The 22,875-nt window shown below is 67.7% G+C and carries 23 protein-coding genes and 1 other RNA gene; 8 read left to right on the forward strand and 16 right to left on the reverse strand.

Annotation, left to right across the window (positions count from 1 at the left end; all coding sequences use genetic code 11):
- The first annotated feature begins 85 nt into the window (after window positions 1–85).
- The 3 genes from SAOR_RS03765 to SAOR_RS03775 are packed head-to-tail and all read left to right on the forward strand — an operon-like array spanning window position 86 to window position 3,109.
- Window positions 86–2,014 (forward strand): cation:proton antiporter, encoded by a 1,929-nt coding sequence (locus SAOR_RS03765; RefSeq protein ID WP_123630285.1) that lies wholly within the window; start codon window positions 86–88, stop codon window positions 2,012–2,014.
- The gene (locus SAOR_RS03770; protein ID WP_123630286.1) at window positions 2,007–2,651 is read left to right on the forward strand and encodes an alpha/beta hydrolase; all 645 of its coding nucleotides are present in this window, start codon (window positions 2,007–2,009) and stop codon (window positions 2,649–2,651) included. The genes SAOR_RS03765 and SAOR_RS03770 overlap by 8 nt, the downstream gene beginning before the upstream one ends.
- A gap of 11 nt (window positions 2,652–2,662) precedes the next feature.
- Window positions 2,663–3,109, forward strand: a complete 447-nt coding sequence (locus SAOR_RS03775; protein WP_123630287.1) for a tellurite resistance TerB family protein — start codon at window positions 2,663–2,665, stop codon at window positions 3,107–3,109.
- A gap of 30 nt (window positions 3,110–3,139) precedes the next feature.
- Here SAOR_RS03775 and SAOR_RS03780 read toward each other — a convergent pair whose 3' ends face one another.
- Genes SAOR_RS03780 through proC form a run of 5 tightly spaced genes read right to left on the reverse strand, consistent with a single transcriptional unit; the run spans window position 3,140 to window position 6,742 of the window.
- Window positions 3,140–3,568: a DUF4426 domain-containing protein gene (locus SAOR_RS03780; protein ID WP_281273412.1), complete on the reverse strand. Its 429-nt coding sequence runs from the start codon at window positions 3,566–3,568 to the stop codon at window positions 3,140–3,142.
- The gene (gene metW, locus SAOR_RS03785) at window positions 3,565–4,200 is read right to left on the reverse strand and encodes a methionine biosynthesis protein MetW (protein ID WP_123630289.1); all 636 of its coding nucleotides are present in this window, start codon (window positions 4,198–4,200) and stop codon (window positions 3,565–3,567) included. The genes SAOR_RS03780 and metW overlap by 4 nt, the downstream gene beginning before the upstream one ends.
- Window positions 4,197–5,342, reverse strand: a complete 1,146-nt coding sequence (metX, locus tag SAOR_RS03790) for a homoserine O-succinyltransferase MetX (RefSeq protein WP_123630290.1) — start codon at window positions 5,340–5,342, stop codon at window positions 4,197–4,199. The genes metW and metX overlap by 4 nt, the downstream gene beginning before the upstream one ends.
- A gap of 6 nt (window positions 5,343–5,348) precedes the next feature.
- A complete protein-coding gene (locus SAOR_RS03795) occupies window positions 5,349–5,912 on the reverse strand; it encodes a YggT family protein (RefSeq protein ID WP_123630291.1) in 564 nt (187 codons plus the stop codon).
- Window positions 5,909–6,742, reverse strand: a complete 834-nt coding sequence (gene proC / locus SAOR_RS03800) for a pyrroline-5-carboxylate reductase (protein ID WP_123630292.1) — start codon at window positions 6,740–6,742, stop codon at window positions 5,909–5,911. Before proC ends, SAOR_RS03795 begins: the two co-directional genes overlap by 4 nt.
- Before the next feature lie 124 nt (window positions 6,743–6,866).
- Here proC and ilvA point away from each other — a divergent pair, with 124 nt between their 5' ends.
- The 4 genes from ilvA to SAOR_RS03820 all read left to right on the forward strand — a co-directional run bounded on the left by ilvA (window position 6,867) and on the right by SAOR_RS03820 (window position 11,546).
- On the forward strand, window positions 6,867–8,447 hold the full coding sequence (ilvA, locus tag SAOR_RS03805; protein WP_123630293.1) for a threonine ammonia-lyase, biosynthetic: 1,581 nt from the start codon (window positions 6,867–6,869) through the stop codon (window positions 8,445–8,447).
- Between the two features lie 9 nt (window positions 8,448–8,456).
- The gene (locus SAOR_RS03810) at window positions 8,457–9,428 is read left to right on the forward strand and encodes a cation diffusion facilitator family transporter (RefSeq protein WP_123630294.1); all 972 of its coding nucleotides are present in this window, start codon (window positions 8,457–8,459) and stop codon (window positions 9,426–9,428) included.
- 77 nt (window positions 9,429–9,505) lie between these two features.
- The gene (locus SAOR_RS03815; protein ID WP_123630295.1) at window positions 9,506–10,483 is read left to right on the forward strand and encodes a cation diffusion facilitator family transporter; all 978 of its coding nucleotides are present in this window, start codon (window positions 9,506–9,508) and stop codon (window positions 10,481–10,483) included.
- A gap of 1 nt (window position 10,484) precedes the next feature.
- Window positions 10,485–11,546: a glycosyltransferase family 9 protein gene (locus tag SAOR_RS03820; RefSeq protein ID WP_123630296.1), complete on the forward strand. Its 1,062-nt coding sequence runs from the start codon at window positions 10,485–10,487 to the stop codon at window positions 11,544–11,546.
- A 659-nt stretch (window positions 11,547–12,205) separates the two neighbouring features.
- Here SAOR_RS03820 and SAOR_RS03825 read toward each other — a convergent pair.
- The 11 genes from SAOR_RS03825 to SAOR_RS03875 all read right to left on the reverse strand — a co-directional run bounded on the left by SAOR_RS03825 (window position 12,206) and on the right by SAOR_RS03875 (window position 22,298).
- Window positions 12,206–12,682: an EVE domain-containing protein gene (locus SAOR_RS03825; protein ID WP_123630297.1), complete on the reverse strand. Its 477-nt coding sequence runs from the start codon at window positions 12,680–12,682 to the stop codon at window positions 12,206–12,208.
- 39 nt (window positions 12,683–12,721) lie between these two features.
- Window positions 12,722–13,318 carry a 5-formyltetrahydrofolate cyclo-ligase gene (locus SAOR_RS03830; RefSeq protein ID WP_123630298.1) on the reverse strand — a complete coding sequence of 199 codons (597 nt, stop codon included), beginning with the start codon at window positions 13,316–13,318 and terminating at the stop codon, window positions 12,722–12,724.
- Window positions 13,319–13,345: 27 nt separating this feature from the next.
- Window positions 13,346–13,529, reverse strand: a non-coding RNA gene (ssrS, locus tag SAOR_RS03835) — 6S RNA.
- A gap of 23 nt (window positions 13,530–13,552) precedes the next feature.
- A complete protein-coding gene (locus SAOR_RS03840) occupies window positions 13,553–13,894 on the reverse strand; it encodes a cell division protein ZapA (protein WP_123630299.1) in 342 nt (113 codons plus the stop codon).
- A 23-nt stretch (window positions 13,895–13,917) separates the two neighbouring features.
- Window positions 13,918–14,115 (reverse strand): hypothetical protein, encoded by a 198-nt coding sequence (locus SAOR_RS03845; RefSeq protein WP_123630300.1) that lies wholly within the window; start codon window positions 14,113–14,115, stop codon window positions 13,918–13,920.
- Window positions 14,116–14,233: 118 nt separating this feature from the next.
- A complete protein-coding gene (locus SAOR_RS03850) occupies window positions 14,234–15,643 on the reverse strand; it encodes a DegQ family serine endoprotease (RefSeq protein ID WP_123630301.1) in 1,410 nt (469 codons plus the stop codon).
- Between the two features lie 131 nt (window positions 15,644–15,774).
- A complete protein-coding gene (gene sohB, locus SAOR_RS03855; protein ID WP_123630302.1) occupies window positions 15,775–16,830 on the reverse strand; it encodes a protease SohB in 1,056 nt (351 codons plus the stop codon).
- Between the two features lie 34 nt (window positions 16,831–16,864).
- A complete protein-coding gene (gene hemH / locus SAOR_RS03860; protein ID WP_123630303.1) occupies window positions 16,865–17,866 on the reverse strand; it encodes a ferrochelatase in 1,002 nt (333 codons plus the stop codon).
- A 106-nt stretch (window positions 17,867–17,972) separates the two neighbouring features.
- Complete coding sequence (locus SAOR_RS03865) at window positions 17,973–19,316, reverse strand: alanine/glycine:cation symporter family protein (RefSeq protein WP_123630304.1); 1,344 nt, start codon at window positions 19,314–19,316, stop codon at window positions 17,973–17,975.
- A 42-nt stretch (window positions 19,317–19,358) separates the two neighbouring features.
- Window positions 19,359–20,699: a sodium-dependent transporter gene (locus tag SAOR_RS03870; RefSeq protein WP_123630305.1), complete on the reverse strand. Its 1,341-nt coding sequence runs from the start codon at window positions 20,697–20,699 to the stop codon at window positions 19,359–19,361.
- Window positions 20,700–21,011: 312 nt separating this feature from the next.
- Window positions 21,012–22,298 (reverse strand): acetyl-CoA C-acetyltransferase, encoded by a 1,287-nt coding sequence (locus SAOR_RS03875; RefSeq protein ID WP_123630306.1) that lies wholly within the window; start codon window positions 22,296–22,298, stop codon window positions 21,012–21,014.
- Between the two features lie 289 nt (window positions 22,299–22,587).
- Between SAOR_RS03875 and groES the strand changes: the two genes are divergently transcribed.
- Complete coding sequence (gene groES, locus SAOR_RS03880) at window positions 22,588–22,875, forward strand: co-chaperone GroES (RefSeq protein WP_123590827.1); 288 nt, start codon at window positions 22,588–22,590, stop codon at window positions 22,873–22,875.

Genomic DNA, 22,875 nt, shown 5'->3' on the forward strand with positions numbered 1-22,875 from the left:
AGCGGCCGGAATGCGTATGCTGACGCCGGTATCCCCATTCACTGCGAGCACAGCGCGGCGATTCGTCGTCGGCGTCGGATAGCGCATGGAACATCATCTGTCGATCATTCTCATCACCATCGTCGCGCTGGGCGTGTTCTCCCAGTGGGTGGCGTGGTGGCTGAAGATGCCGGCGATCGTGCTGTTTCTGGTCAGCGGCGTGCTCGCCGGGCCGGTGCTGGGCGTGGTCAATCCCAGCGAGGACATCGGCGAGGTGCTGTCGCCCCTGGTGGGCCTGGCGGTGGCCGTGATCCTGTTCGAGGGCGGGCTGAGCCTGCGGCTGCACGAGTTCAAGGAGGCCGCCTCGGGCGTGAAGCGCCTGGTGTCGGTGGGCGCGGCGCTGTCGTGGCTGCTGTACACGCTGGCCGCGCACTACATCGGCCAGCTGAGCCTGCCGGTGTCGCTGCTGTTCGGCGCCATCCTGATCGTCACCGGGCCGACGGTGATCATCCCCATGCTGCGGCAGGCCGGGCTCAATCGCCGCACGGCCTCGTACCTGAAATGGGAAGGCATCATCAACGACCCGATCGGGGCGCTGCTCGCGGTGCTGGTCTTCCAGTACTTCGTGTTTGCCGGGGCCGACGCGGCCGACGGCATGCAGGTGTTCATCGATCTGGGCTGGGCGATCCTGATCTCGCTGATCCTCGGCGGCGGCGTGGCCTGGCTGCTCGGCTGGGCGTTCAACCACACTTGGGTTCCGGAATATCTCAAGGCGCCGCTGACCTTCGCCTTCGTGCTCGTGATCTACGGCGTGGCCAGCGAGTTCTTCGCCGAGGCCGGCCTGCTGGCCGTGACCGTGATGGGCATGATCATGGGCAACATGTCGATCGCGGGCATGGCCGAACTGCGTCGATTCAAGGAATACATCACGATTCTCATGGTCTCGACCGTGTTCATCGTGCTCACCGCCGATCTGGATCCGAACGTGCTGCTGCATCTGGACTGGCACGCGGGCGCGCTGGTGCTGGCGGTGCTGTTCGTGGTGCGGCCGGCGGCGGTGTTCCTGTCCACGATGTTCACCGACATGAACTGGCGCGACCGGGTCCTCGTGGGCTGGATCGCGCCTCGCGGCATCGTGGCGGCGGCGGTGGCCGGCGTGTTCGGCCCGCGCATGGTCGAGGCCGGCTACGGCGGCGCCGAGCAGCTGCTGCCGCTGATCTTCGCGGTGGTGTTCTCCACCGTCATCCTGCACGGCTTTTCCATCGGCCGGCTGGCCCGCTGGCTGCGCCTGTCGTCGGAGCCCAAGGGCGTTCTCATCGTCGGTGCCTCGCCCTGGTCGACGGAGCTCGCCCGCGCGCTGACCAACGAACTGGACGTGCAGGTGGTGCTGGTGGATTCGTCCTGGCACCGGCTGCGCACGGCGCGGCTGGCCGGCGTAAGGGTGCTCTACGGTGAGGTGCTCTCCGAACAGATCCAGCAGTCGCTGGAGCTCAACGAGATCGCCTGCCTGCTGGCCGCCACCAGCAACGACGCCTACAACGCACTGGTGTGCTCCCACTACGTCACCAGCCTGGAGCACGACCGGGTCTTCCAGCTGCCGATGTACGCCGCCGACGAGGATAACGGCGCCAAGATCGTCGCCCGGCCGCTGCGCGGGCGGCCGGCCTTCGACAACAACGCCCAGTACGAGGAACTCTGGCGGCGGCATTTCCAGAGCTGGCAGTTCTACAAGACGCGCATCACCGAGAGCTACAGTTTCGAGGACTTCAAGCGCGACTGCCCGACCGACGCGATCTTCATCGCCCGGCGCTACGCCGACGGCACGCTGCTGTTCAATGCCGCCGGCGGCACGCCGCGCGCCGAGGTCGGCGACACGCTGATCTATTACGCGCCGAAAAAGGATGCCGGCGATCGGCGCCGCGCACGGGCCGAGCGCGCCGTGGCGGCCAGCGGCCGCACGCTGCCCGGGGCCCTGCCGGACAGCGAGGAAGCGCTCGAACGGGAACGACAGGAAGGAAACGACAACAATGCTTGAATGGCCTGAGGCGGGTGAGAGCGCCCGCGGATTGATCGATGGCCCGGACGGCCCGCTCGAGGTCAGCGTCGGCCGCCCCGAGACGGCGACCCGCGGTGTGGTTCTGGTCTGTCATCCGCATCCGCAGCAGGGCGGTACGCTGGACAACAAGGTCACCTACATGATGGCCCGGGCCGCGGTCGAGTCCGGCTACACCGCCGTGCGCTTCAACTTCCGCGGCGTGGGCGAGAGCGGGGGCGGCTTCGACGACGGCGTCGGCGAGGTCGACGATGCCCGCGCCGTGCGCGACTGGGCGCTCGAGGCCTCCGGCGAGACGCTGGCCGGCGTCTGCGGCTTTTCCTTCGGGGCCGCGGTGGCGCTGCGGCTGGCAGCCGGCGACGGCGCGCCGCGGCTGGTGACCGTCGGTTTTCCCGCGGCCTACTTCGACGGCGCCCCGCCACGACCGGAGGCCGAGTGGCTGGCGATCTTCGGCGACGCCGACGATGTGATCGACGTCGACGCATCGATTGCGGCCGTGCGGGCACTCGAGCCGCCGGTCGATGTCCAGATCCTGGCGGGCGCCGGGCATTTCCTGCACGGCCGCCTGACCGACCTGCGGCGGCGGGTCATCGCCTTTCTGGACAGCGACGAGGGTTAGTGGAGGCTTCTATGGGATTGCTCGAACGACTGCGGCACGCGATTGATCCGGATCCGGACGAACAGCGGGACCCGGAGGCCGGCAAGCGGATCGCCGCGGCCGTCCTGCTGCTGGAGATGGCCCACGCCGATCACCAGCACGCGCCGGAGGAGTACGCGGAGATCCGCCGTCAGCTCAAGGCCCATTTCGGACTGGACGACGACGAGACCGAGGAGCTGCTGGCCGCGGCACAGCCGGAGGCGCAGGAAGCCGTTTCGCTCTATCGTTTTTTGAAGACCCTCAACGACGGACTGGACCCGACCGAGAAGCGCCAGGTGCTGGAGATGCTCTGGCGGGTGGCCTATGCCGACCGGCATCTCGATGCCCGGGAGGAGCATCTGCTGCGTGAGATGGCCGAGCTGCTGTACCTGCCGCACAGCGAGTTCATACGCGCCAAGCTGACGGTTACCGGCGAATAGCGGCCGCGACCGCGCGGACGCGGGCCGGAACTATTCGGTGTAGAAGGTCTGGTTGAACTCCACGGGAATCATCGCGCTGCCGTCCTCGGCGCGCACGTCCAGCGACAACGTTAGGGTGTCGTCGTCGCCGATCGGCAACCCGGCGAGCGAATAGACGCTGTTCGCGCTTTCCACCTGTGTGAACGACAGTGCCCGGGTCTCGCCCATGAGGGTGCGGGCCTGCCCGGCCACCCGCGCGGGCACGGCGTTGAGCGGGGCGTCGGCGGTGGGGCGCTGCAGGGTGACCATGACCACGGCGCGGTCGCCGGCGCGTTCGATGCCGTTGGCCTCGGCGACCGAGGCCGGTATCTGCATGCTGTTCACGGCGCTGTACTGCACGGTGTAGTCGCCGCTTTCGACGCTGCCGGACAGGGCCGGTCCGGCCAGGGCGAGGAGCGCGAGTAAGGCCAGCGCGATCAGCCCGTGTCGTGGCCCCGCAGCTGATAGAGCGCGATCTCGCCGAGCAGATTCGGGAAGGTGCGCATCATGACGTTGCTCTGATGGGCGTGGTTGACGACGTGCCGGCGTACGATCTCGACCTGCTTGTCCCGACATAGCGCCTCGAAGTCCCGCACCGTGCAGAGGTGGATGTTGGGCGTATCGTACCACCGGTTCGGCAGCGTTCGGGACACCGGCATCAGGCCGCGCAGGCCCAGCGAGGCGCGCGGCCGCCAGTGGCCGAAGTTCGGGAAGGTGACGATGGATTCGCGGCCGATACGCAGCATCTCGCCGATGAGCAGGTCGGGCCGCATCACTTCCTGCAGCGCCGAGCTCATGACCACGTAGTCGAAGCTCTTGCTCTCGAACTGGGACAGCCCGTCGTCGAGATCCATCTGCAGCACGTTGACGCCGGCCGCGACGCAGGCGATGACGTTGTCGGCGTCGATCTCGAGCCCGTAGCCGGCGACGTTGCGCGCGGCGTGCAGGTGGGCGAGCAGGGTGCCGTCGCCGCAGCCGAGATCGAGCACCCGCGTCTCCGGCGCGATCCAGTCGGAGATCAGCGCGAGCTCGGGCCGCAGCTCGGCGCGCGTGGGGGCCGCGGGCACGCTCATGTGTCGCGCTCGCAGGCCACGCGGTGGAGATAGGCGCGCAGCGTGTGGACGTAGTGCGGCATGGTCAGCAGGAAGTCGTCGTGGCCGAGGTCGGAGGTGACCTCGGCGTAGGAGACCTGCTTGCCGGCATCCACCAGCGCATCCACGATCTCGCGCGAGCGCTCCGGCGCGAAGCGCCAGTCGGAGGTGAACGAGACCACCATGAAGCGCGCGGTGGCCGGGGCGAAGGCCCTGGCCAGGCTGCCGCCGGTCTCGTGCGCCGGGTCGAAGTAGTCCAGTGCCTTGGTCATCAGCAGATAGGTGTTGGCGTCGAAGCGGTCGACGAATGACGCGCCCTGATAACGCAGATACGACTCCACCTGGAACTCGACGTCGAAGCCGTAGTTGATGCGGCCCTCGCGCAGGTCGCGGCCGAACTTGGCGCGCATCGCATCGTCCGATAGATAGGTGATGTGGCCGAGCATGCGGGCGAGCATCAGCCCGCGCCGCGGCACGACGCCGTGTTCGTAGTAGCGGCCGTCGTGGAACTCCGGGTCGGTGATGATCGCCTGCCGGGCGATCTCGTTGAAGGCGATGTTCTGGGCCGAGAGCTTGGGCGCGGCCGCGATCACGATCGCGTGTGCGATGCGGTCGGGGTAGTCGATCGACCACTGCATCACCTGCATGCCGCCCAGGCTGCCCCCGATCACGGCGGCCCACTGCTCGATGCCCAGGGCTTCGCGCAGGATGTTCTGCGAGCGCACCCAGTCGCTGCAGGTCAGCACCGGGAAGTCCGGGCCGTAGTGTCGTCCGGTCTCCGGATGCAGGCTGCCGGGGCCGGTCGAGCCGTTGTAGCCGCCGAGATTCGCCGGGCTGACCACGAAGAAATGGTCGGTGTCGATCATCTTGCCCGGACCGATGCACTTGTCCCACCAGCCGGGCTTTTCGTCGTCCTCGTTGTGATAGCCCGCGGCGTGATGATTGCCGGACAGCGCGTGGCAGACCAGGACCGCGTTCGAGCGGTCGGCGTTGAGGGTGCCGTAGGTCTCGTAGACCAGATCGAAGCGTTCGATCGTCTTGCCGCAGTCCAGCGGCATGGTCTCGGCCACGTGCAGCGTCTGCGGTTCGACGATTCCGACGGACTGGGGGTTCGGCTCGGCCATCGACAGCTAGCGGAACAAACCAGGCAGGGGCAGCAGGCGGCTGACGACCTGCAGGCCGATGATGACGACCAGCGGCGACAGATCGAGCCCGCCCAGCGACGGCATGTACTGGCGCACCGGGCGCAGCAGCGGCTCATTGACGGTGAACAGCATCGCCGCGGCGGGCGAGTACTGATTGGGGGCGATCCAGGACATCAGCGCCTGCACCAGAATGGTGAAGAAATAGAAGTTGCAGATCAGCACGCCGGTCTTGAGCACCGCCCACCAGACGATGAGCAGCGGTTGCCCGCCGAACTCGGGCGCGGCCAGCCACAGATCCACTTGGATGTTGATCAGGCACAGGAGGACGGCGAAGACCACCGCCGGCACGTCCAGATTGCGCCAGCGCGGAATCAGCCGGCCCGCCAGGCCGACGGGCACGCGCGTGGCCTGCCAGACGAACTGCGAGATCGGGTTGCGGAAATCGGCGTGCACCAGCTGCAGGATCACGCGCAACAGCACCACGGCCGTGTACAGCGCGATCACGGTATCGACGAGGAACAGCAGCGCGTTGTTCGCGTTGTATGTCATCGGCGTGTGTCGTCCATCAGTTCCTGGCCCAGGGTGTCGGCGCGCCGGGCGGCCGCCTGCATGGCGTCGCGCACCAGCGCGTTGAGATCGCCCGCCTCGAAGCGGTCGAGCGCGGCGGCGGTGGTGCCGCCCTTGGAGGTGACCTTCTCGCGCAGGGTGGCCGGATCGTCCCCGGATTCGATGGCCATGCGGGCCGCGCCCAGCGCCGTGTGCAGCACCAGCTCGCGGGCGGTGTCGTCGTCCAGCCCGAGCTCGCGGGCGCCGGCGTGCATGGCTTCCATGAAGGCGAAGAAGTAGGCCGGGCCGCTGCCCGAGGTGGCGGTCACCGCGTCCAGCCGGGATTCGGCGTCGACCCAGACCGTGATCCCCGCGGTCGCCAGAATGGCGTCGGCGAGCTCGCGCTGGTCGGCGGTCACCCCGGTGCCGGCATACAGGCCGGTGGCCCCGGCACCGATGAGCGACGGCGTGTTCGGCATGCAGCGCACGAAGGCGAAGTCCTCGCCCAGCCACTGCGCCAGCGCGGCCAGCGGCACCCCCGCTGCGATCGAGATGATCAGCGGCCGGCGGTCGGCGAAGCGGGTCGCGAGATCGGCGCAGACCTCGGGCAGCAGCTGCGGCTTGACCGCGAGGATCACCGCGTCGGCGCCGAGCACCTCGGCGTCGGCCTCGGCCACGGTGCGGACGCCGTGGTCGTCGGCGAGCTGTCGGCGCTTGTCGGCGTCGGGTTCGACGATGGTGATGCGCTCGCCGGGACAATCGGCGCTGCGCAGCCCGCTGACCAGGCTGGTGGCCATGTTGCCGCCGCCGATGAACACGATGGAGGAATCCATTCCGGCCCCGCTGTCTGAAACTCGCCGCATGATACGCGATGGGTCCGGCCACGGGCGACCCGCGCGCATGGCCTGCGGCCGGGTTAGGGTTTAGCATTGTCGCCGGTTCAAACGACGCGTTCCCATGAATTCCAGCCTGATCGAAACCGCCGAGGCCGGTTCGGCGCCGGCCGTGGATGTCGGCGATGCCGACTATCTCAAGCGCATCAACGCCGCGCGCGTCTACGACGTCGCGATCGAAACGCCGCTCGTGGCGGCGGAGCAGCTCTCCGCGCGTATCGGCAACCGGCTGTTTCTCAAGCGCGAGGACCTGCAGCCGGTGCACTCGTTCAAGCTGCGCGGTGCCTACAACAAGATCTCCCAGCTGACCGCCGCCGAGCGCGAGCGCGGGGTGATCTGCGCCTCGGCCGGCAACCACGCCCAGGGCGTGGCACTCGCCGGCCGCAACATGGGCATCCGCGCGGTGATCGTGATGCCGCGCACCACGCCCTCGATCAAGGTGCGCGCGGTCGCCGGTTTCGGCGGCGAGATCGTGCTCCACGGCGACGGCTACGACGATGCCGCGGCCCACGCCGCCGAGCTGCAGGAACGGGACGGCCTGGTCTATATCCACCCCTACGACGATCCCGACGTGATCGCCGGCCAGGGCACCATCGGCATGGAGATCGTGCGCCAGCACCCGCAGGACATCCACGCGGTGTTCGTGTGCGTGGGCGGCGGCGGCCTGCTCGCGGGCGTGGCCGCCTATATCAAGAGCGTGCGCCCGGAAATCCGCGTGATCGGCGTGGAGCCCGAGGATGCGGCCAGCATGGGCGCGGCGCTGGCGGCCGGCGAGCGGGTCACGCTGAAGGAGGTCGGCCTGTTCGCCGACGGCGTGGCGGTCAAGCGCGCCGGGGCGGAGCCGTTCCGGCTGTGCGCCAAGCACGTGGACGCGATGATGACGGTCTCGGTCGACGAGATCTGTGCCGCCGTGCGCGACATCTACGAGGACACCCGCGCCCTGGCCGAGCCCGCCGGCGCGCTGGCGGTCGCCGGGGCCAAGAAATATGCTGCCGAGACGGGCATCGAGGATCAGCACCTGGTCGCGATCACCTCGGGCGCCAACGTCAACTTCGACCGGCTGTCCTATATCGCCGAGCGCGCCGAACTGGGTGAACAGCGCGAGGCGCTGCTCGCGGTCACCATCCCCGAGCGGCCGGGCTCGTTCCGGCAGTTCTGCGAGGTCATCGGTGATCGCTCGATCAGCGAGTTCAACTACCGCTATGCCGATCATGCCCGGGCGCAGGTCTTCGCCGGGGTGAAGCTGAGCAACGGCACCGCCGAGCGCGACACGATGATCGCCGACCTCGAGGCGGCCGGCTATGCGGTGCTCGACATGTCGCGCAACGAGATGGCCAAACTGCATGTGCGCCATATGGTCGGCGGCCGGGCCCGGGGCGTGGGCGACGAGGTGCTGTTCCGCGTCGAGTTCCCCGAGCGCCCGGGCGCGCTGCGCCGCTTCCTCGAGGCGGTGGGCGATCGCTGGAACATCTCGCTGTTCCATTATCGCAACCACGGCCATGCCCACGGCCTGGTGCTGGTCGGCATGCAGGTCGCGCCGACGGAGCAGAGTGACTGTCGCGCGGCGCTCGACGCGCTCGGCTACGACTACGCCGAGGAGACCGGCAACCCGGCCTATCAGATGTTCCTGCACAACAACGACTAGTCCGGCCGCGTGTCCGATTCCGGTTCGAAGTTCGTCGTCCTCGCCGCGCTGACCGGCAACGGCCTGATCGCGGTCAGCAAATTCGTGGCATCGGCGTTCACCGGCAGCACCGCCATGCTCGCCGAGGGCATCCATTCGGTGATCGACACCGGCAACCAGGGGTTGCTGCTGTTCGGGATGAAGCGTGCGGCCCGGCCGCCGGATGCGAAGTACCCGTTCGGCTACGGCAAGGAGATCTACTTCTGGAGCTTCATGGTCGCTGTGCTGCTGTTCACCCTCGGCGCGGGGCTGTCGATCTTCGAAGGCGTGGAGAAGATCCTCCACCCGCATCCGATCTCGCACCCGTATGTGAACTACATCGTGCTCGGGCTGGCGGTCGTGTTCGAGGGCACGAGCTGGACGATCGCCGCGCGAGAGTTCCGGCGCGTGAAGGGCCGGTGGGGCGCGCTGGAGGCGGTGCGCCGCGGCAAGGATCCGAACAAGTTCCTCGTGCTGTTCGAGGACACGGCCGCGCTCGCCGGTCTGGCCCTGGCGATCGGCGGTCTGGCGCTGACCCAGTACACCGGCATCGAGATCTTCGACGGCATCGCCTCCATCGGCATCGGGCTCATCCTCGCCATGGCCTCCGTGGGGCTGGCGATCGAGACCAAGGGCCTGCTCATCGGTGAGGCCGCCAACCAGTACGTGGTCGCCGAGATCCGCGCGGTGCTCGAGCGGGATCCGGCGGTGGAACGGGTCAACGAAGTGCCGACCATGCACGTCGGCCCGGAGTACGTGCTCGCCAACATCAGCCTGCGCTTTCGAGACGATCTCTCCGGGCGCGAGCTTCAGAACGCGATCGCGCGCATGGACCGCGAGATCAAGACACGCTGCCCGACGGTCAAGCGCGTCTTCATCGAGGCCGAACACGAGGCCGATGATCCGCCGGCCCACGACGACCGCCCCGACAAGCTCGAAGACGCGCCCGACCCGGCGGGCTGATGTCCGCGCCGCGGGGCGCGGGTTATGTAGACTGACCGCCGGGCGCCGGGCCGCGCCCGCCCAAGACAGGAGAGCGCATGGCCTCGGGATCCAGGACCGTCATCTACGCCGCGCTGGCGGGCAATCTGCTGATCGCCATCACCAAGTTCATCGCCGCCGCCTTCACCGGCAGTGCCGCGATGATGGCCGAAGGCATCCATTCGACCGTCGACACCGGCAATCAGGGGCTGCTGCTCTACGGCATGAAGCGGGCGAAGCAGCCGGCGGATGCGCGCTTTCCCTTCGGCTACGGCAAGGAGGTCTATTTCTGGAGCTTCATGGTGGCGGTGCTCATCTTCGCCGTGGGCGCCGGCATTTCCATCTACGAGGGCGTGAGCCGGCTGTTGCACCCGCATCCGGTGGAAAGCCCGCTGATCAACTACGTGGTGCTGGGGCTGGCGATGCTCTTCGAGGGCGCGGCCTGGTTCGTCGCGGCGCGGCAGTTCAATCGCGTGCGCGGCAAATGGGGGCCGTTCGAGGCCGTGCGTCGCGGCAAGGACCCGGGCGCCTTTCTCGTGCTGTTCGAGGACAGCGCCGCCATGCTCGGCCTGATCGTCGCCTTCGCCGCGCTCCTGGCCGGCCAGCTCACCGGCATCCCGCAGTTCGACGGCCTGGCCTCGATCTGCATCGGCCTGATCCTCGCGGTCACCGCGGTCTGGCTGGCGATCGAGACCAAGGGCCTGCTCATCGGTGAAGCCGCGAATCAGCACGTGGTGCGGGACATCCGCGCGCTGGTCGCCCGCGACCCGGCGGTCGAGCGTGTCAACGAAGTGCTGACCATGCACGTCGGCCCGGAATTCATACTGGTCAACATCAGCGTGCGCTTCGCCCCCGGGCTCAGCGGCGAGCAGATCCAGGCTGCCACGCAGGGCATGGACCGCGCGATCAAGGCCGAGTGCGAACACGTGGAGCGGGTCTTCATCGAGGCCGAGCGTGAGGCGGACGGCCCTACCGAGGCCGGGGCCGACGGCGCGACCGGCGACGCGGCCAAGCCGACCGATCCCGCAACGCGCTGAGATGACGGCGACGCACGCGCATGCGATTCCTCGGCGGGTCTGCATCCTGCGGCTCTCGGCGCTGGGGGACTGCGCCAACGTGGTGCCGACCATCCGTACGCTGCAGGCGGCCCGTCCCGACATCGAGATCACTTGGATCATCAATCGTGCCGAGGCGTCGCTGGTGGCCGATCTCCCCGGCGTGGAGTGTCTGGTCTACGACAAGCGCGGCGGTCGCGAGGCCGTGCGCGCTCTGAAGCGCGCGCTGGCCGGCCGGCGTTTCGACGCCCTGCTGGACATGCATGCCAGCTGGCGGGCCAACCGCATCAGCCTGCTCGTGCGCGCCGACCGTCGGATCGGTTTCGATGCCCGGCGCGCGCGCGACGGTCAGCGGCTGTTCGTGCGCGAACGCATCCCCGCGATCGAGAGCCGCCACGTGGTGGACGGTTTCCTGGCGTTCGCCGGGGTGCTGGGCGCGCGCGACCCGGTGTTCGACTGGCGGGTGCCGATCGCCGCCGCCGATCGGGAGGCCGCCGGCGCGCTGCTCGAGGGGATCGATCGCGAGATCCTGTTCATCAGCCCCTGCTCGAGCCACACGCGCCGCAACTGGCAGGCCGCGGGCTACGCGGCGGTCGCCGATCATGCCGCGCGGGTGCACCGTCTGGCCAGCGTGATCGTGGGCGGCCCGAGCGCGGTCGAGCGCGAGATGGCCGCGGCGATCGAGGCGGCCATGGCCACGCCGGTGCGCAATCTGGTGGGCGAGACCACGCTCAAGCAACTGCTGGCGCTGTTCGAGCACGGCCGGGTGCTGGTCACGCCGGACTCTGGGCCCGCCCATATGGCCAACGCCACCGACATCGACACGATCTCGCTGCATGCCGCGACCGATCCGCGCCGCAGCGGCGCCTACCGCAGCCGCCACCTTTGCGTGGACTATTTCGCGCAAGCCGCACGGCACTACCGCGACGCCGAGCCGGACGCGCTCAAGTGGGGCACCCGCATCGAGGATGACGCGTGGGTGATGGCGCTGATCCCGGTCGAGGCCGTGACCGAGCGTCTCGATCAGGCGATGGCGCGCGGGTGAGTGGCACGAGGCTGAACGTCTGCCCCGAGTTACTCTCGAGAAGCTGATCGGGGTACAAATTTGCACGGCTGCGCGAATCGCGTCCCGTACTTGTTCGGAAGAAGAAACCAAGACGAGGGCGCCCGCCCCCGGCGCTGGCCGACGCCAGTGCGATTCGGGGTCACGTTGACGGATGCGGCCAGAACTCGAACGGTTTCGGCCGTTCGCGAACAGGCGGGCCGCACCGTCGCTGTGCGCCGGGCACTCGCCGGCGCGGTCTGTCTCCGTCGCCGGCTGGCGGGCCAAGGGAATCGCCGTGGCTCAGGTGCCGTGCCTCTCTCCGGTCCTCGGGAGCGGGGGCGCCGAGCAGTGCAGGCCAAAGAAGAGAAGAGACTTTCTCGGGTCGGTGCCGCATGCCGATGCCCCGCGCTGCTCGGTCGTCCTGGCGTTTCCGGCACGCCCTGTCGCCCCCAGTTTCGGCTGCTCCATTCCGGCCGCCTTGGTCGGCGCTTCGCCAGGAGCGTGCAGACGGCCAGTAACGCGCGGCCGATTGGGCAACGGTTGGGAAAACGCTTGGAGCCCGTCAGGCGGCGATGCCGGCGCGCAGCAGTGCAAAGGGCAGGCCGAGTCGAATCTTGTTGGGTTCGACAGCGCTACGCGTCGAATTGCCGGATCGAGCGTCAGGCCTCGCCCGCGTTCTCCAGGTCCAGAATGAAGTCCCAGTGCGCCTTGTCGACCGGCATCACCGACAGCCGATTGCCCTTGCGCACCAGCGGCAGGCCTTCGAGCTGCTCGGCGTGGTCCTTGATCTCGGCCAGCGGGATGGTGCGCGCGAGTTCGCGCTCGAAGGTGACGTCGACGCGGTACCAGCGCGGCTTCTCCGGGTCCGATTTGGGATCGTAGTGCGGATCCTTCGGATCAAAGGCGGTGTCGTCCGGATAGCCCTCACGCGAGATGCGCATGATGCCGACCACCCCCGGCACCTTGGTGTTGGAATGGTAGAACAACGCCAGATCGCCTTCCGACATGCCGTCGCGCATGAAGTTGCGCGCCTGATAGTTGCGCACGCCGTCCCAGCCCTCGGTCTGCTGCGGGCGCTGCTGCAGATCCTGGATGCTGAACTCGTCGGGCTCGGATTTCATCAGCCAGTAGCGCATGGATAGCGGTCGTCCTGTATGGGTTTCAAGCCCGACAGTCTAGCGTGACTCTCCGGCCCGCTGCGCGCGACGGTGGATGGCGGATTCGGTGACCAGCACGTCGAGATCGATGTCCCAGGGGCGCGTCTCGATGTGGGGCACCCGCTGGGCCTCGAATGCGAGGCCGACGAGATAGGGCCGACGAAACCCGCCGAGGCCCTCCGGAAGCGCGAGCGTACGATCGTAGAAGCCACCGCCCATGCCGATTCGCCGAGCGTGGCCGTCGAAGGCGGCCAGCGGCGTGATGATGGCGTCCAGCGCGTTTACCGGCCGCACCGGGCCGCCGATCGGTTCGACCAGGCCGAAGCTGCTGGTCCGAAAGCGAAAGGCCGCGGACTTCACGGCCACGAACGACAGGGCCCGGCCTTCGACCCGCGGCAGAAAGGCGGTGCACCCGGGGCCGAGACGTGCGATCAGCGGACGGGGGTCGATCTCGCCGGCCATGGGCCAGAAGAAGCCGATGCGCCGGGCTCGGCGCAGGGCCGGCAGCCGCGCGGCACGGCGGGCGGCGCGGACGGAGAAATCGTCGCGCTCGCGATCGGACAGGGCGCGGCGCGCGGCGAGCGCGCGCTTGCGCAGGGCGGTGATATCGCTCATCGCATGGCTCTTGATGAAGGGAGAACCGACACTCCCGCCTGTGCCGTCAGCCGTCCACTGACCTTGAGACAAGCGCTCAAGTGGGGCGTTCCACGCCGCATTAGGTTTCCCGCAGCCAGGGCGGGCATACTCACCTGCGACGCTTACCGGCCCCTGGTTAGGTAATTAGGCTCAAGGGGAACCGGGAGGCCGTCGAACACTGCAGGAGTGCCGGCAACTCGGATACTACGGGTGCTAGCCGCGGTCATCAAGCGCGGATTCGATACGCAGCTGCAACTGCGACAGGCGCTCTTCGATTTGATCGTCGCCGGCCGGCGTGCCGGCCCCTGGCTCGACCCCCTGGCGCTCGAGCTTGCGCTCGGCGGCGATCAGGTCGCGGGCGATGTTGAGTGCCGCCATCACGGCGATGCGATCGATGCCCAGCGTCTTGCCCTTGCGCTGGATGGCGTGCATCCGTCGGGACAGATACTCCGCGGATGCGAGCAGGCTCTCGCGCTCGCCCTCGGGGCAGGCGACCGAGTAGTCGCGTCCGAGGATGCGGATGGTCAGTGCGGCGGGTTGTTTTTCTGAGGCCATGGGTCGCTCGACTCCGGCGGGGGTCAGGCGCTGTCGGCTTCCGCTTCCAGCGCGCGGATGCGTTCGATGACGCCGTTGAGGCGCTCGCGCACCTCGCGATTGCGCTGCTGTTCGGTCTCGTGGGCGGCCTCCAGTGCGCGATGGTCCGACAACAGCTGCCGGTAGTCCTTGAGCAGCTGCTCGACCCGGTCCTCGAACTGGGCGATGTCGAACTGATGCATGGTGCCTCCCTTGTCGGTGGTCGAGTATAGCGCCGCCGGTCGGGGCGATGGAAATGCGGCGGGCAACAAAAAAGGCCCGGCGCGGAGCCGGGCCTGGAACGTGCGGGGCGCTTGGCTCTCAGCGGATGAGCAGGAACAGGGCGCCGCGACCGCGACGCACGTGCAGCAACAGCTGCTGGGCGTCGGGGCCCGCCATGTCCGGTAGCTGGGAGACGTCCGAGATCTCTTGCCGATTGATCGAGGTGATGATGTCGCCCGGACGCAGTCCGGCGCGTGCCGCGGGGCTGCCGGGCTGCACGTCGGTCACGGCCACGCCCTCGACCTCGCCGGCGAGCGGATTGTCGTCGGTGATCGGGCCGAAGCTGGCGCCGTCGAGCCCTTCGGCCAGCTTCTGCTGGCCGTCGTCACCGCGCTGGGCGTTGGTGGCCATGTTCTCGGCGTTGCCGAGCGTGGCCTTGATCTCGCGTTCCTCGCCGTCGCGCATGAGCGTGATCCGGACCTTCTCGCCGGGCGATTTCAGGCCGATGGCATTGGCGAGCTGGGAGAAATCGGTAATCTCCTTGCCGTTGACCTGGGTGATCACGTCACGCTCGCGGATACCGGCCTTGGCGGCGGGCGAATCCGGCATGACCTGGGCCACGACCACGCCCTGGTTGATATCCAGATCGAAGGCCTTGGCGAGATCGTCGGTCAGGTTCTGGCCGACCACGCCGAGCCGGCCGCGCTTGACCTCGCCATATTCGGACAGCTGTTGATAGACGCTGTTGACCAGATTGCTCGGAATCGCGAAGCCGATGCCGATGTTGCCGCCGGTCCGGGAGAGGATGGCGCTGTTGATGCCGACCAACTCACCCTCGAGGTTGACGAGGGCGCCACCCGAATTGCCCGGGTTGATCGAGGCGTCGGTCTGGATGAAGTCTTCGTAGCGGTTGCCCAGGCCATGGCGGCCGAGGCCGCTGACGATGCCGGAGGTCACGGTCTGGCGCAGGCCGAAGGGGTTGCCGATGGCGACCACGAAGTCGCCGACCCGCAGCTTGTCGGAGTCCGCGATCGGCAGTTCGGTGAGATTGTCCGCGTCGATCTGGATGACGGCGATGTCGGTCTCCGGATCGTCGCCGATCAGCTCGGCCTCGTACTCGCGGTCGTCGTTGAGACGGACCGTGATCTCTTCGGCATCCTTCACCACATGATGGTTGGTGATCACGATGCCCTTGTCGGCGTCCACGATGACGCCGGAGCCCGCGGCCGTGGGCCGCTGCGGCGCGCGGCGCTGCTGCTGGTCGGGCATATCGAAGAAGCGCCGGAAGAACGGATCGTTGAACAGCGGGTTGTCCGGCATCTGCTGGGCCTTGCCGGTGACCACCACGTTCACGACCGCCGGCAGGGCGTTGTCGAGCATCGGCGCGAGAGAGGGATCCTCGCCCCCCAGCATGCCGCTCGGCACGGCGGCCTGGGCACTGGCGGCGAGGGAATAGAGCAGTAGAGCGAAAAGAAGCGTTGCTACACGCAGGTTGGCGTTCGTCGTCATAGGTTATGTCTCGTTGGTGTCCACACCATACGACCGGCGTCCCCGGGTCGTCCCGGGATTGAGACCATGACGTCTGCGTCGAGTTTCACTGCATTTGCCACGCAACGGCGCGCCGGCGCCGGCAGCGGTCGTCACGGCCGATGGTGGGCCAGGCGTGCGATCCCGGTGTCGGCCAGCACGCGGCTGGCCGCGCGGCCGGCCTGTCCGGTGAGCCGGGCCATCAGGCCCTGGTGCCGGTCAAGGCCGACGGTGAACACGTCCCGGCCGTCGCGGGCCGCGGTCAGCATGAGGTCGTCGCTGGTGGCGATTTCGTCGACGAGCCCCAAGTCGACCGCCTGGGTGCCGTGCCAGTGCTCGCCGGTGGCCACGCGGTCGATGTCCAGCGTGGGCCGGTAGCGGTTGACGAACGACTTGAACAGGCCATGGGTGTCCTCGAGCTCTTCGCGGAACTTCTCGCGCCCGGCGTCGGTGTTCTCGCCGAACATGGTCAGCGTGCGCTTGTGCTCACCGGCGGTGTGCATCTCGAAGTCGATGTGCTTGTCCTGCAGCAGCCGATGGAAATTGGGCACCTGCGCGACCACGCCGATGGAACCGATGATGGCGAACGGCGCGGCGACGATGCGCTCGCCCACGCAGGCCATCATGTAGCCGCCGCTGGCCGCGAGGCGATCGACGGCGACGGTCAGCTTGAGGCCGGCCTCGCGCAGGCGGACCAGCTGAGAGGCGGCGAGGCCGTAGCTGTGGACCATGCCGCCGGCCGACTCCAGTCGCACGAGCACCTCGTCGTTGGGCTCGGCGATCTGTAGGATGCCGTTGATGGTCTCGCGCAGCGGCTCGGTGGCCGAAGCGCGAATGTCGCCGTCGAAGTCCAGAACGAACAGGCGCGCGGCTTCGTGACGCTTGCCGAGCTTCTCCGCCTTTTCCTGCTGTTTGCGCTCGGTCTTGCGGCGCTTGTGACGGGCCTTGCGCTCGGTCGGGTTGAGCAGGGTGGCGTTGAGCGTGTCCGCCATGCGTTCCAGGCGCCGGTTGACGTGCTCCACCTGCAAGTCGTCCCGTCGCGCCGCCACGCGCGCCTGTACGACGGCCGAGAGCAACCATGCCGTGGCCAGCCCGAAAGCGATGACGAGGGTGGCGGCCTTGGCCAGGAACAGGCCGTACTCGACGGCGAAATCCGCGATCAGCTCCATGCAGAAGTCTCGTTGATGGGCGAAGGGGGGGCGCTCAGAGCCAGCCCGACAGCTCGCGCTTGATCAGGCCGGTGAGAAAGTCGATATGGTCGTCGCGGTCGTTGAGGGCCGGAATATAACGCAGCGACTCGCCGCCGGCCTCTTCGAAATAGCCGCGATTCTCCTCCTTGATCTCCTCGAGCGTCTCGAGGCAGTCGGCCGAGAATCCGGGGCACATCACGTCGACCGTCTTGACGCCACGCGCGCCCCAGGCCTTCATCGTCTCGTCGAGATAGGGCTGCAGCCACGGCTCGCGACCGAAGCGGCTCTGGAAGCAGACCTTGTACTCGTCCCGCCCCAGGCCCAGTTCATCGGCCAGCAGTTGCGCGGTGACGCCACAATCGCGGGGGTAGGGATCGCCCTGCTTGACGTAGCGCTTCGGGATACCGTGAAAGGACATCACCAGCCGCTCCGCGCGGCCGTGTTCGGCCCAGTGCTCGCGCACCGAATTGGCCAGCGCGGCGATGTAGCCCGGCTCGTCGTAGTAGCGATTGATCTGGCGCAGGGCCGGCGGTTCCGCCCAGTCCGCGAGCACTTCGCTGACCTTGTCGAAGGTCGTGGCCACGGTGGTGGCCGAATACTGCGGATAGGCCGGGCAGACCAGAACCTGTTTGCAGCCCGCGGCATCCAGTTCCCGCAGCCCGCTCTCGATCGACGGATTGCCGTAGCGCATGCCGAGCGCCACCTGCACCGGTCGCTCGACCTCGGTATCGAGACGCTTCTGGATGCCCGCCGCCTGACGCTTGGCGTACACGAGCAGCGGGGATCCCTCGTCGGTCCAGACCGAGCGATAGCCCTCGGCCGAGTTCTTGGGCCGGAAGGTCAGGATGATGCCGTAGAGAATGGGCAGCCAAAGCGCACGGTTGAGATCCACCACCCGACGGTCGCTCAGAAACTCGGCGAGATAGCGTCTGACCGCGGATACGGAGGTGTCGTCGGGCGTGCCCAGGTTGGTGAACAGCACCCCGATCGGGCGCGGTGCGCGGCGCGAACCCATCATGTCCTCTCGCTATCGTGTTGCAGACTGCGATACGTGAGGTCGATGGCGCGGGATGCAACCGTCCGGCTGCATCCCGCGCTCCGGCGTCGGCCGGGATCGACGCCTACGTTCGGTTGTTGAAATACGTCCGCGTGAGCTTGAACACGACCGGGCCGAGCAGGATCAGGGCGATCAGGTTCGGTACGGCCATGAGGGCGTTCATCACGTCGGCCACCAGCCAGACGAAGTCGAGCTGGGCGATCGCGCCCACGAATACCGCGATCACCCAGAGGATGCGGTAGGGCGTGATCACCTTGGAGCCGAAGATGTACTCGGCCGTGCGCTCGCCGTAGTAGCTCCAGGCGAGCATGGTCGAGAAGGCGAAGATCACCAGCCCGAAGCTCACGATCCAGCCGCCCGGTCCGGGCATGCCGGTGGTGAAGGCCTCGGAGGACAGCTGCGCGCCGGTGGTGCCCGACGACCAGGCGCCGGTGGCGATGATCACGAGCGCCGTCATGGTGCAGACGATGATGGTGTCGATGAAGGTGCCCAGCATCGCGACCACGCCCTGACGCACGGGGCTGTTGGTACGCGCGGCGGCGTGGGCGATCGGCGCGCTGCCCAGGCCGGCTTCGTTGGAGAAGATGCCGCGGGCGACGCCGAAACGGATCGCCATGATGATGCCCGCGCCGGCGAAGCCGCCGGTGGCCGCGGTGCCGGTGAAGGCGTCGGAGAAGATCAGCGCGATCGCCCCCGGTACAGCGCCGGCGTTGAGAATCAGCACCAGCAGCGCGCCCAGCACGTAGATGATCGCCATGATCGGCACGAGTTTCTCGGTGACCCGGGCCAGGCGCTGGACGCCGCCGATGATGACCGCGAACACGCCGGCGGCCAGCACCAGTCCGGTCAGCCAGGAGGGCACGTTCAGGGTCTCGCGAAACACCTGCGACACCGAGTTGGACTGCACCGTGTTGCCGATGCCGAAGGCCGCCACGGTGGCGAACAGCGCGAAGGCGAAGGCCAGCCATTTCCAGTTCGCGCCGAGCCCGTTGCGGATGTAGTACATCGGCCCGCCGACATAGTTGCCTTCGGCGTTGGTCTCGCGATAGTTCACGGCCAGCACGGCCTCGCCGTACTTGGTGGCCATGCCGACGATGGCGGTGACCCACATCCAGAAGATCGCGCCCGGGCCGCCCAGATGGATGGCGGTGGCCACGCCGGCGATGTTGCCGGTGCCCACGGTCGCCGCGAGCGCGGTGGCCAGCGCCTGGAAGGGCGTGATGTCGCCCGGTTCGGTGGTCTGCTTGCGACCGGCGAACATCATCGAAAAGCCGTAGCCCAGCTTGCGCTGCGGCATGCCCCGCAGCCCGATGGTCAGGTAGAGACCGGTGCCCAGCAGCAGGATCAGCATCACCGGGCCCCAGACCCAGCTGCTGAGCGTGCTTAGAAAGTCGGAAAGCGCTTCCATGTTCGAATCCCCCTTGAATGCGGCTTGAGCCGCGAGCGTTGGTTAGAAGAACAGTCCCTGGATCAGGATCCAGCCGATGCCGATGGGTGCGACGAAGCGCAGCACGAACAGCCAGACGCCGGCCCAGGGCACGGCGATGCGGCCGTCGTTGCCGATGGCCCGGATCGCCCGCGGTCCCAGCGCCCAGCCGACGCAGAGCGCCGTCAGCAGGCCGCCGAGCGGCAGGGTGATCGAACTCGACAGAAAATCGAGCAGATTGAAAAACGTTCGGCCGAAGATCTTGACGTCGGACATCAGCCCGAACGACAGCGACGCCGGAATGCCGATCAGAAAGCACACGAGGGCGCTGCCGGCAGTGGCGCCGCGACGGCTGGCACCGTACTCGTCGACGAAGTAGCAGACGACGGTCTCGAGCAGGGAGACGGCCGAGGTCAGCGCCGCGACCGTCAGCAGCAAAAAGAAGCTGAAACCGAAGATCGGGCCGCCGGGCATGGCGTCGAAGACGGCCGGCAGCACCATGAAGGTGGTGCCCGCACCGCCGGAGCCGGGTTCCATGCCGGCCGCGAACATGGCCGGCAGGACCATGAAGCCCGCCAGGATCGCGATCAGCGTATCGAGTACCACAACGGCGGTCGCGTCCGCGGGCAGATTGTGATCGCGGGGCATGTAGGAGCCGTAGGTGAGCATCGCGCCCATGCCCAGCGACAGGGAGAAGAAGGCCTGGCCGATCGCGGCGGTGAAGGTCTCGCCGGAGACCCGGCTGAAGTCGGGCGTCAGATAGAAGGCGATGCCTTCGCCGGCGCCCGGCAGCGTGACCGACCGGGCGACCAGCACGAGCAGAATCACGAACAGCAGCGGCATCAGCAGTTTCGCGGCCCGCTCGATACCCTTGCCGACACCGCCGAGCACTACCCCGGCGACCAGCGCCATGAACACGGCGGCGTAGACGAGCGGCATCCAGGTGCCGCCGGTCAGTTCGGTGAAGACCCTCTCGAGCGACGCCGAATCAGTGCTGGCCAGCGCACCGTCCACCGTGTACAGCATGTAGGCGATGGTCCAGCCGCCGACGACGATATAGAAGGACAAGATGATGAACGCGGTGACCACGCCCATGCCGCCGACCAGCGACCAGCCGCGACCGGCCACCTCGCGGAACGCCGCCACGGGCGTGCGCTGGGCCATGCGCCCGACCAGCAGCTCCGCCATCACGATCGACAGCCCGAACAGCACGATGCAGCCGATATAGATCAGCAGGAACGCGCCGCCGCCGTTCTCGCCGGCCACATAGGGAAACTTCCAGATGTTGCCGAGGCCGACCGCCGAGCCCGCCGCGGCCATGATGAACCCGATGCGCGTGCCCCAGCTCTCGCGTGCGACGCTCATGACCGGCCCGTTCCAGCAGCGTCGTGGCGTCGAATCCCGTTGTGCATGCAATCGCTCCCCTGAAGTCTGGTCTTCGCCCCGTCGACCGCTGCGCCCCCGGATCGGCGGAGTTGTCGCGGGCCCTGTCCACGATGCACTAATCGTGCCCGTATCGCCGGCCGCGGGTCTCGCCTGGCGCCACGGATGCGCCGACCCAGACCAAGTAGAGCCTAAATGCTGACGCCCGTCACGTCGAAAATCGTCGTAGAGTCGGCAGGCGCATGAAAAAGGCGGGCCGGAGCCCGCCTTCGATTACTACCGTCTCGATGGGCGCTACGGCTTTTCCAGAATGGCGGTGACGCCCTGGCCGCCGGCGGCACAGATCGATATCAGGCCGCGGCCACCGCCGTTCTCGTCCAGTATCTTAGCCAGCGTTGCGACGATGCGCGTGCCGGTGGCGGCGAAGGGATGGCCGAGGGCGACCGACGAGCCCTTGACGTTGAGCTTGCCGGTATCGATCGACCCCAGCGGCGTGTCCCGACCGAGGCGCTCCTTGCAGTACTTCTTGGATTCCCAGGCCTTGAGCGTGCACAGCACCTGGGCGGCGAAGGCCTCGTGGATCTCGTAGAAGTCGAAGTCCTGGAGCGTGAGGCCCGCGGCGTCCAGCATGTCGGCCACCGCATAGGTCGGCGACATCAGCAGGCCTTCGCCGCCGTCGACGAAATCCACCGCCGCGGTGCGGGAATAGGGCGTGAAATAGGCCTGCACCGGCAGGTCGTGCTCCCGTGCGTAGGCTTCGCTGCAGAGAAACACCGACGAGGCGCCGTCGGTCAGCGGCGTGGAGTTGGCTGCGGTCAGCGTGCCGTTGTCCTTGTCGAAGGCCGGCTTGAGCTTGGCCATCTGCTCGACGCTGGTATCCGGGCGCAGGTTGTTGTCGCGTTCGACGCCGAGGTAGGGAAAGACCAGATCGTCGTAGAAACCGTCGACGTAAGCCTGGGCGGCCTTGCGGTGGCTGGCGACCGCCAGTTCGTCCTGGGCCTTGCGGGTGATCTTCCACTCCTTGGCCATGAGTTCGCAGTGCTCGCCCATGGACAGGCCGGTGCGCGGCTCGCCGACGCCGGGAAAGCTCGGCACCACGTGGCGCGGCCGGATGCGGGCCAGACGTTTCATGCGCTCGCCGCCGGTCTTGGCCCGGTTGACGTCCAGCAGGATTCGTCGCAGTTCCTCGTTGACGGCGATCGGCGCGTCCGAGGTCGTGTCCACGCCGGCGGCGATGGCCGAATCGATCTGGCCCATGGCGATCTTGTTGGCCAGCAGCAGGGTGGCCTCGAGGCTCGTGCCGCAGGCCTGCTGGACGTCGAAGGCCGGCGTGTGCGGGTCGAGGTCGGTGCCGAGCACGGCCTCGCGGGTCAGGTTGAAGTCGCGCGAGTGCTTGAGCACCGCGCCGCCTGCGACCTCGCCGATGCGCCGGCCGGCAAGCCGGTACTTCTCGGACAGCGCCTTGAGCGAGGCGGTCAGCAGATCCTGGTTCGACTGATGCGAGTACTTGGTGTTCGACCGGCAGAAGGGAATGCGGGCGCCGCCGACGATGGCGACGCGACGAAGCGTGGGTTCGGACATGGGGCCTCCATGAGCGCCGAGCGGTTTCGGCGTGCCTGTGTGGTGGTCGGTCGACGATAAATGTTGCAGTGCAAACTGACAAGAAAGCGTTTCAGACGTGGGCCGGCCGGACGCCGCGATCTGCGCCGCCACGGTAAAAATTTCGGCCTGCGCTCTTGAAAGGGCCAGCCCCGGCCGCACTAATGCGGGTGATCGAGATCGCCAATGGCGGCGGTCCCGTCTGGGCCGAATCCTCGGCACAGACCACAGTGTTCACGTCAACAACCAATGTTCGAGGAGAAGGGTGGCAATGAATATCCGTCCTTTACATGATCGCGTCGTCATCAAACGTATCGAGGAAGAGCAGAAGTCCGCCGGGGGCATAGTCATTCCCGATACCGCGGCCGAGAAGCCGCAGCGCGGCGAAGTGATCGCGGTCGGCAACGGCAAGCCGCTCGATAACGGAGATACGCGCAAGCCGGAAGTCAAGGTCGGCGATACGGTGATGTTCGGCAAGTTCTCGGGTACCGAACTCAAGGTCGACGGCGACGAAGTCGTCGTGATGCGCGAGGACGACATCCTCGCGGTCGTGGGCTGA

This window comes from Salinisphaera orenii subsp. orenii MK-B5 (genome assembly GCF_003788635.1).
In the GTDB taxonomy this organism is placed as follows: domain Bacteria; phylum Pseudomonadota; class Gammaproteobacteria; order Nevskiales; family Salinisphaeraceae; genus Salinisphaera; species Salinisphaera orenii.

Excerpts from the sequence above, each read along its gene's own strand:
- SAOR_RS03765 (WP_123630285.1), top strand. The coding sequence starts at position 86 with ATGGAACATCATCTGTCGATCATTCTCATCACCATCGTCGCGCTGGGC.
- SAOR_RS03770 (WP_123630286.1), top strand. The coding sequence starts at position 2,007 with ATGCTTGAATGGCCTGAGGCGGGTGAGAGCGCCCGCGGATTGATCGAT.
- SAOR_RS03775 (WP_123630287.1), top strand. The coding sequence starts at position 2,663 with ATGGGATTGCTCGAACGACTGCGGCACGCGATTGATCCGGATCCGGAC.
- metW (WP_123630289.1), bottom strand. The coding sequence starts at position 4,200 with ATGAGCGTGCCCGCGGCCCCCACGCGCGCCGAGCTGCGGCCCGAGCTC.
- metX (WP_123630290.1), bottom strand. The coding sequence starts at position 5,342 with ATGGCCGAGCCGAACCCCCAGTCCGTCGGAATCGTCGAACCGCAGACG.
- SAOR_RS03795 (WP_123630291.1), bottom strand. The coding sequence starts at position 5,912 with ATGACATACAACGCGAACAACGCGCTGCTGTTCCTCGTCGATACCGTG.
- proC (WP_123630292.1), bottom strand. The coding sequence starts at position 6,742 with ATGGATTCCTCCATCGTGTTCATCGGCGGCGGCAACATGGCCACCAGC.
- ilvA (WP_123630293.1), top strand. The coding sequence starts at position 6,867 with ATGAATTCCAGCCTGATCGAAACCGCCGAGGCCGGTTCGGCGCCGGCC.
- SAOR_RS03815 (WP_123630295.1), top strand. The coding sequence starts at position 9,506 with ATGGCCTCGGGATCCAGGACCGTCATCTACGCCGCGCTGGCGGGCAAT.
- SAOR_RS03820 (WP_123630296.1), top strand. The coding sequence starts at position 10,485 with ATGACGGCGACGCACGCGCATGCGATTCCTCGGCGGGTCTGCATCCTG.
- SAOR_RS03825 (WP_123630297.1), bottom strand. The coding sequence starts at position 12,682 with ATGCGCTACTGGCTGATGAAATCCGAGCCCGACGAGTTCAGCATCCAG.
- SAOR_RS03830 (WP_123630298.1), bottom strand. The coding sequence starts at position 13,318 with ATGAGCGATATCACCGCCCTGCGCAAGCGCGCGCTCGCCGCGCGCCGC.
- SAOR_RS03840 (WP_123630299.1), bottom strand. The coding sequence starts at position 13,894 with ATGGCCTCAGAAAAACAACCCGCCGCACTGACCATCCGCATCCTCGGA.
- SAOR_RS03845 (WP_123630300.1), bottom strand. The coding sequence starts at position 14,115 with ATGCATCAGTTCGACATCGCCCAGTTCGAGGACCGGGTCGAGCAGCTG.
- SAOR_RS03850 (WP_123630301.1), bottom strand. The coding sequence starts at position 15,643 with ATGACGACGAACGCCAACCTGCGTGTAGCAACGCTTCTTTTCGCTCTA.
- sohB (WP_123630302.1), bottom strand. The coding sequence starts at position 16,830 with ATGGAGCTGATCGCGGATTTCGCCGTCGAGTACGGCCTGTTCCTGGCC.
- hemH (WP_123630303.1), bottom strand. The coding sequence starts at position 17,866 with ATGGGTTCGCGCCGCGCACCGCGCCCGATCGGGGTGCTGTTCACCAAC.
- SAOR_RS03865 (WP_123630304.1), bottom strand. The coding sequence starts at position 19,316 with ATGGAAGCGCTTTCCGACTTTCTAAGCACGCTCAGCAGCTGGGTCTGG.
- SAOR_RS03870 (WP_123630305.1), bottom strand. The coding sequence starts at position 20,699 with ATGAGCGTCGCACGCGAGAGCTGGGGCACGCGCATCGGGTTCATCATG.
- SAOR_RS03875 (WP_123630306.1), bottom strand. The coding sequence starts at position 22,298 with ATGTCCGAACCCACGCTTCGTCGCGTCGCCATCGTCGGCGGCGCCCGC.
- groES (WP_123590827.1), top strand. The coding sequence starts at position 22,588 with ATGAATATCCGTCCTTTACATGATCGCGTCGTCATCAAACGTATCGAG.